The organism is Pseudoalteromonas sp. NSLLW218, assembly GCF_015864775.1.
Taxonomy (GTDB): domain Bacteria; phylum Pseudomonadota; class Gammaproteobacteria; order Enterobacterales; family Alteromonadaceae; genus Pseudoalteromonas.
Genome location: NZ_JADYWO010000008.1, coordinates 305,113 through 311,112, shown reverse-complemented (window position 1 = coordinate 311,112; position 6,000 = coordinate 305,113). Strand labels below are relative to the sequence as shown.

Sequence of the window (6,000 nt, the reverse complement as noted above, 5' to 3'; positions counted from 1 at the left end):
TCTATGGTGAGGGATGGTGTCATGTGGGATCCTAAAATGGTTTGAAATTAGGAATTGACACCATAGTCACTTGTTATATGTTTATTTGCTGGAGTAGTGCTCAATAGAGTTCCTAAGCATATCCTCATACATTTCAATATACTCTGTAATATTAGCTTCGAGGTTGTTTGGGGATGATTTATCAAGAATGTTTTGAGCATTGTAGCAAGCGGTAGCAAATAGCATTGAAGAGCTTGCTTGAGACATTGAAGTCTCAGTTTCAACTTCAATCGCTTTTTCTAAATACCGGCCGACTACTTCTTCAAATTTTTCATCCATACTCTGAACATTCCCTAAACATATAATAGCTTTATCAGAGGACACTTTCCTCTTTTTATGAGCAAAGTATGTCCTCTTAGTTATTTTTAATAGTAATAGCAAATCTTGTAACACATTGCCAGTTATAAACTTTCAGGCGGGTTGTTCTTTTAATGATATGCACAAATGAGGAAAACGTCCTCATTTTTTGACTTAGGAGGAAAAACGCCAGTACTGTACGTAAATGCAGCAATTACATATTTAAAATGAAAGCTAAAAGCCTTTTTAAATGATTTAACAGCCACTAAAAAACGGCGGCGATAATGCAAGTAACCGCTTTAAGTACACTTGTTTGTGTAAGCATATTATAAAAGGTGGTTTACTGGTGGTGGAAGTTGTAAAAACGAGGTCATTAATTATTTACTAAACGCGTCTACCTGCTATTAAAGTAAGGCTGACACGCTTAAGTATACTGATACCAATCGACTTAAGTATTTAGCCTTTCTAGCGTGCTAAATAAAGCGTTAACGGCGTTATAAATTTCTCATGTAGAACAACTACATGTCGAAATTTATGCCTTGTTATCACTCTATTTGTCCGTCGCTATAAATGTCTAATAACTTAACACGATTGGTATTATTTAGCTTTTTTTGCCTCTAGAGTTTCTATTTCACTCCAGATTTTTTCGGCTTCTGCACTTAACATGGCAAAGCTTTTAATGTCGCCTTTTCTTTGTGCCTGCATGCCTTGCTCTAGTTTTACGTCGTATTCTTTACGCAGTTTTTTTACGGGATCAGGCTTTAAAAATGAAAACATTAGTATTCTCTTAATTTATTAAATTATATGTATTTAGTGTACGCATTAATTGGCTTAATAGTTCTTTGTTTGGTGAAAATGTTTACTTTGCGCTTTAAAAGCGCAAAGTAAACGCAGTGTAATTTTGCGTGCTAGTGCTAGTGCTAGTGTTTATTTTTCTGGCTCTAAGCGTTTAATACCTTGGCCATCAATACCTAAATAAATAAAACCATCGCTGCCTTGGGCTAGGCTACGTACTCTGCCAATGCCGTCGAGTATTTTATATTGCTTAGCAACCTTACCCTTTGAGAGTTCCAATGCGCTAATAAATGCAAATTTCATTGATGCTAGTAATAGCTTACCTTTAAGCTTTGGGTATTTATCACTCGTTACATACAACATATCGGAAGGGGCAATTGAAGGGGTCCAGTGTAATACAGGCGATTGCATGCCGTCTTTTTCTTTAAGGTCGGTAAACTTGGTACCGCTGTAGTTAACGCCATAACTTACTAAAGGCCATCCGTAGTTAGCGCCTTTTTTTATTATGTTAAGCTCATCACCGCCGCGTGGCCCGTGTTCGTGAGACCATAAAATATTATTTTGATTATCAAACCACATGCCTTGTGGGTTACGGTGCCCATAAGACCATACCGCATGTTTTGCATTTTTTTGTTTAACAAACGGATTGTCGCTTGGGATATTACCATTTTCGTGTAAGCGATAAATTTTACCGCCGTCCCGCGTGAGATCTTGTGGGTTTATATCGCGCGAGCCGCGATCGCCAATTGAAAAATAAACATAACCTTCATCATCAAACACAATACGACTGCCATAGTGCTGGCCTTTGGTACTATTATGCTCGCCTTTGTACAGCAATTGCTGATCAGACAACTGCGTATGATCGTCACTTAGCTTAGCGCGCATTAAGGCGGTGTTACTGCCGCTTCCTTTGCCCTCACTACTTGAGTAACTAAAGTACAGCCATTGGTTTTGCTTACTATCGGTGTGTAGTGATAAATCAAGTAATCCACCTTGGCCATTAGCGTCAATGCCTGGCAGCCCAGAGACCTCAGTTAATTTAGTGGTATTTTTAGGTAATAAAAATAATTTTCCACTGCGCTCAGATATTAATAAATCACCATTAGCTAAAGGCTCAATAGCCCAAGGTATAACCACACCTTCTGCAGCTGTTACTGCGTTAACGCTAAGCGCTAAAGTATCGAGCTGTTTATAGTTTTTTACGTAATCGCTTTTTGCATGCGCGGGTGCGTTAGTAGCAAATATAGCAATGGCTAGGCCTGCACTTATTAGTTTAGGGAGTGTGTTATGTGACATTAAATTTATCATTATGGCTTCCAAAATTAATTCAGTCTTTTATAACCTTAACATGGCATAAATAAATTTGTTAAGTGTTGAGTTGAATGAAAAATACACACTTATATATTTATAAAATTACCTCTTCACAGGAAATTGTTTTAGCAATTAGCGCTAATAAAAAATTGAATAATTACTCTATTGGGGTTGAAAACTTAAAATTTGAGCGTACACTTGTGCGCTGAAGTTTGAGCGTACACGTGTAAGTTCAAAATAATTAAGATTTGATAGAGATTTAACCATGATGACACAAGTATTAAACCAATTTTCAAAATGGTTTTTACACCATCAAAGTTTTGCAGGCTACATAGAGCCAATAATGCAGGTGTTTAAACCTGCGTGGCGTGCAGGGCAGTTTAGAGCGCAAGTAGTTAGTACCGCTATGCTTGATGGCGGCTTTTTAAGTGTGCAGCTTAAGCCAAGCAAACAATGGCAGACACATACGTCAGGGCAGCATATAAGTTTAACGCTTGAAATTAATGGGCGATTATTAACACGCGTTTTTACCGTGGCTTCAAGCGCTCAGCAATTTAAAAATACAGGTTTGGTGCGCTTACTAATCAAAACAAATGCGCAAGGGCGTTTTACAGGCTTACTCAGCAGTGCATTAAAAGCGAGGTTGTGGTGCAATATTTCTGCGCCAAGCGGCGACTTTGTATTTAAAAATACACATACACCGGCTACTTTTGTTGCCGGTGGGTCGGGTATAACACCTATGCTGGCTATGCTTGATGATTACTTAAGTCAAACTACGCAAAAAGTCTCGTTAGTGTATTACGCAAAAGCCACTGAGCATCAATGTGTTGATGAGCTAAGTGAGTTGGCAGCGCAATTTGAGCATTTTTCGTTTTTATTATTAACGCGTGAGCAATCAAGCGATATAACCAGCAATATTAAGCCGTGGGAAAATCCAGATATTTACTGCTGTGGCCCTGTTGCATTTATGCAAACGGTGAGCGATTTTGCTAAAACGCACAAGCTAAATTACTACCAAGAAGCATTTTCTTTGGCGCTGCCTAGCTTAAACGACGACAGCCAATTTAATGTGAAAATTAACGCCAGTGCCCATGTTGTATCGGGCAACGATGTTTTACTGAATCAGTTTGAAGAAAAAAAGCTACCCGTTAAACGCGGTTGCGGTATTGGTATTTGCCATCAATGCCAATGTATTAAAAAGTCAGGCGTGGTACGTAATTTAAAAACAGGTGAATTGAGTGACAACGGCGAGCAATTAATCCAACTTTGCGTAAGCCAACCTGTTAGTGATTTGGAGTTACAATTATGAAAAACATTAACTATGACATGCTCGCAAGCGAGCTAGATGCCATTAAAATGGACACCCTTGGCAAAGTAGGCCAACAAGATGCTGACTATATTCGCTCTGTTGTGCGCAAACAGCGAGTGTGTGAATGGAGCGGGCGAATTTTGCTAATGCTTGGTTTTATTCAGCCATTATTGTGGGTTGCAGGCGTTTTATTATTGGCACTTGCTAAAATTTTAGACAATATGGAAATTGGTCACAATGTAATGCATGGTCAATACGATTGGATGAACGACAAGCAACTTAACTCACAACATTATGAGTGGGACATTGCGTGCGATGGACAAAGCTGGCACCGCGTTCATAACTTTGAACACCATACGTATACTAATATTATTGGTAAAGACAGAGACTTTGGTTATGGCTTGTTGCGTTTAAGCGATGATTTTAAGTGGCGCTTTAAAAATGTATGGCAGTTTTTTACGTATATTAATTTAAGTGTGTTATTTCAGTGGGGCGTGTCGTATCACGAGTTAGCTGCAGAGCGTGTTTTTATTGGTAAAAAGAAAGAAAACCGCGAAGGGCTTGTATCACACTCTACATTAAAGCAACGCTTTTTTAGTAAAGGCGCTCGCCAGTTAATTAAAGATTATGTGATATTTCCGTTACTTGCAGGGCCTTTATTTTTATGGGTATTGGCGGGGAATTTAGTGGCAAACTTAATCCGTAATTTATGGACGTCGACCATAATATTTTGTGGTCACTTTACTGAAGAAACAGAGACCTTTAAACAAGAAGACTGCGTAAACGAAACCCAAGGGCAGTGGTATTACCGCCAAGTACTGGGCTCGTCTAATATTAAAGGGTCGCATTGGTTTCATGTTTTAACAGGGCATTTGAGCTGCCAAATAGAGCATCACTTATTTCCTGATATGCCGTCTTCGCGCTATCAAGAAGTTGCACCGCAAGTGCAAGCTGTTTTGCAAAAACACGGTATTGATTATCACACTGGTGGCTTTTTTAGACAGTATACGTCGGTATTAAAACGTATTATTAAATACTCGTTTAAATAAATTATTTGTTTTAAAAAATCGATATATGTAACAGCATAGGTCGATTTTTTTGTTTATAGCACCCAAAGCGGTTGATTAGTAAACAGCACTTGCAAAAAATTCTCATAGTTAATTAAAAAAGCCTTACTTTAGCTATGGTTAAATAGCGTGTGATTGTCATACAATGGAGGGAAATAGACCACACAAGAGAGATTAAAATGGCCGCATTTGGTACCGTGTTTATGCCGCAGATGATTCAAGCTCGTTTTTCTGATAATAAATGGAGCGAAAGCTCAATTGTTCCTTCCGATAAACTTGAACTTCATGCTGGTGCGCACGTTCTTCATTATTCAAGTACATGTTTTGAAGGCTTAAAAGCCTTTCGCCATGAAGATGGTTCTGTTTATCTTTTTAGAATGGATGCAAACATTGCACGTATGCAACAAAGCTCAGCGCTATTAAGCTTACCGAGTTTTGACAGCGATATGCTAAAAACGATGATTATCGATATTATGCGTGAATACGCAGATGAAACGCCATTACCACCAGGCTCTATGTATATTCGCCCAACGCACATTGGTACTGAGGCTGCAATTGGTAAAGCCGCAGCGCCATCAATGAGCTCGCTTTTATATACATTACTATCGCCAGTAGGTGACTACTTTGCCGGTGGTGCAACTGCACTACGTGTACTGCTTGAAGAAGATGGCATGCGCTGCGCTCCGCACATGGGTATGGTAAAAAGTGGTGGTAACTACGCCAGTGCACTAGCACCTATTAGCGCTGCACGTATAAAGTATCAAGCTGATCAAATTTTGTTTTGCCCAGGTGGCGATGTACAAGAAACCGGTGCTGCTAACTTTATACTTATTGATGGCAACGAGATTATTACTAAAGCGCTTGATAGCACCTTTTTACACGGTGTTACACGCAACAGTATTTTAACCATTGCAAAAGATTTAGGTATGACGGTAAGCGAGCGTAACTTTAGCGTTACTGAGCTATTAGAGCGTGCGGCTAAACCTGGCACTGAAGCTGCGCTTTCGGGCACTGCAGCTGTACTAACTGCTGTGGGTACGTTTATTCATAACGATAAAGAATACAAAGTAGGTACTGGCGAGCCGGGTCCTACTACAGCACGCCTTCGCCAAGCATTGAACGATATTCAATGGGGTAAAAGTGAAGACAAGCACGGCTGGTTAACTAAAATCTAATAATAGA

Annotated in this window: 6 protein-coding genes; 3 read left to right on the top strand and 3 right to left on the bottom strand. The window is 39.3% G+C overall.

The window, feature by feature from the left end:
* Positions 1-81: 81 nt before the first annotated feature.
* The 3 genes from I6E80_RS14490 to I6E80_RS14480 all read right to left on the bottom strand — a co-directional run bounded on the left by I6E80_RS14490 (position 82) and on the right by I6E80_RS14480 (position 2,439).
* Complete coding sequence (locus I6E80_RS14490) at positions 82-318, bottom strand: DUF3144 domain-containing protein (protein WP_024600116.1); 237 nt, start codon at positions 316-318, stop codon at positions 82-84.
* Between the two features lie 615 nt (positions 319-933).
* Positions 934-1,113, bottom strand: coding sequence for a DUF6435 family protein (locus I6E80_RS14485; protein ID WP_007375469.1), 180 nt, complete (start codon positions 1,111-1,113; stop codon positions 934-936).
* Between the two features lie 150 nt (positions 1,114-1,263).
* Positions 1,264-2,439 carry a PQQ-dependent sugar dehydrogenase gene (locus I6E80_RS14480; RefSeq protein ID WP_197185846.1) on the bottom strand — a complete coding sequence of 392 codons (1,176 nt, stop codon included), beginning with the start codon at positions 2,437-2,439 and terminating at the stop codon, positions 1,264-1,266.
* Between the two features lie 268 nt (positions 2,440-2,707).
* Here I6E80_RS14480 and I6E80_RS14475 point away from each other — a divergent pair, with 268 nt between their 5' ends.
* The 3 genes from I6E80_RS14475 (at position 2,708) to I6E80_RS14465 (ending at position 5,993) form a co-directional block, all read left to right on the top strand.
* Positions 2,708-3,751 (top strand): flavin reductase family protein, encoded by a 1,044-nt coding sequence (locus I6E80_RS14475; RefSeq protein WP_197185845.1) that lies wholly within the window; start codon positions 2,708-2,710, stop codon positions 3,749-3,751.
* Complete coding sequence (locus I6E80_RS14470; RefSeq protein ID WP_024600119.1) at positions 3,748-4,800, top strand: acyl-CoA desaturase; 1,053 nt, start codon at positions 3,748-3,750, stop codon at positions 4,798-4,800. Before I6E80_RS14475 ends, I6E80_RS14470 begins: the two co-directional genes overlap by 4 nt.
* Positions 4,801-4,991: 191 nt before the next feature.
* The gene (locus I6E80_RS14465; RefSeq protein WP_272941825.1) at positions 4,992-5,993 is read left to right on the top strand and encodes a branched-chain amino acid aminotransferase; all 1,002 of its coding nucleotides are present in this window, start codon (positions 4,992-4,994) and stop codon (positions 5,991-5,993) included.
* Positions 5,994-6,000 lie beyond the last annotated feature (7 nt).

Bases quoted from the DNA above. Each gene is read 5' to 3' on its own strand.
- I6E80_RS14490 (WP_024600116.1), bottom strand. From the start codon at position 318: ATGGATGAAAAATTTGAAGAAGTAGTCGGCCGGTATTTAGAAAAAGCG.
- I6E80_RS14485 (WP_007375469.1), bottom strand. From the start codon at position 1,113: ATGTTTTCATTTTTAAAGCCTGATCCCGTAAAAAAACTGCGTAAAGAA.
- I6E80_RS14480 (WP_197185846.1), bottom strand. From the start codon at position 2,439: ATGATAAATTTAATGTCACATAACACACTCCCTAAACTAATAAGTGCA.
- I6E80_RS14475 (WP_197185845.1), top strand. From the start codon at position 2,708: ATGATGACACAAGTATTAAACCAATTTTCAAAATGGTTTTTACACCAT.
- I6E80_RS14470 (WP_024600119.1), top strand. From the start codon at position 3,748: ATGAAAAACATTAACTATGACATGCTCGCAAGCGAGCTAGATGCCATT.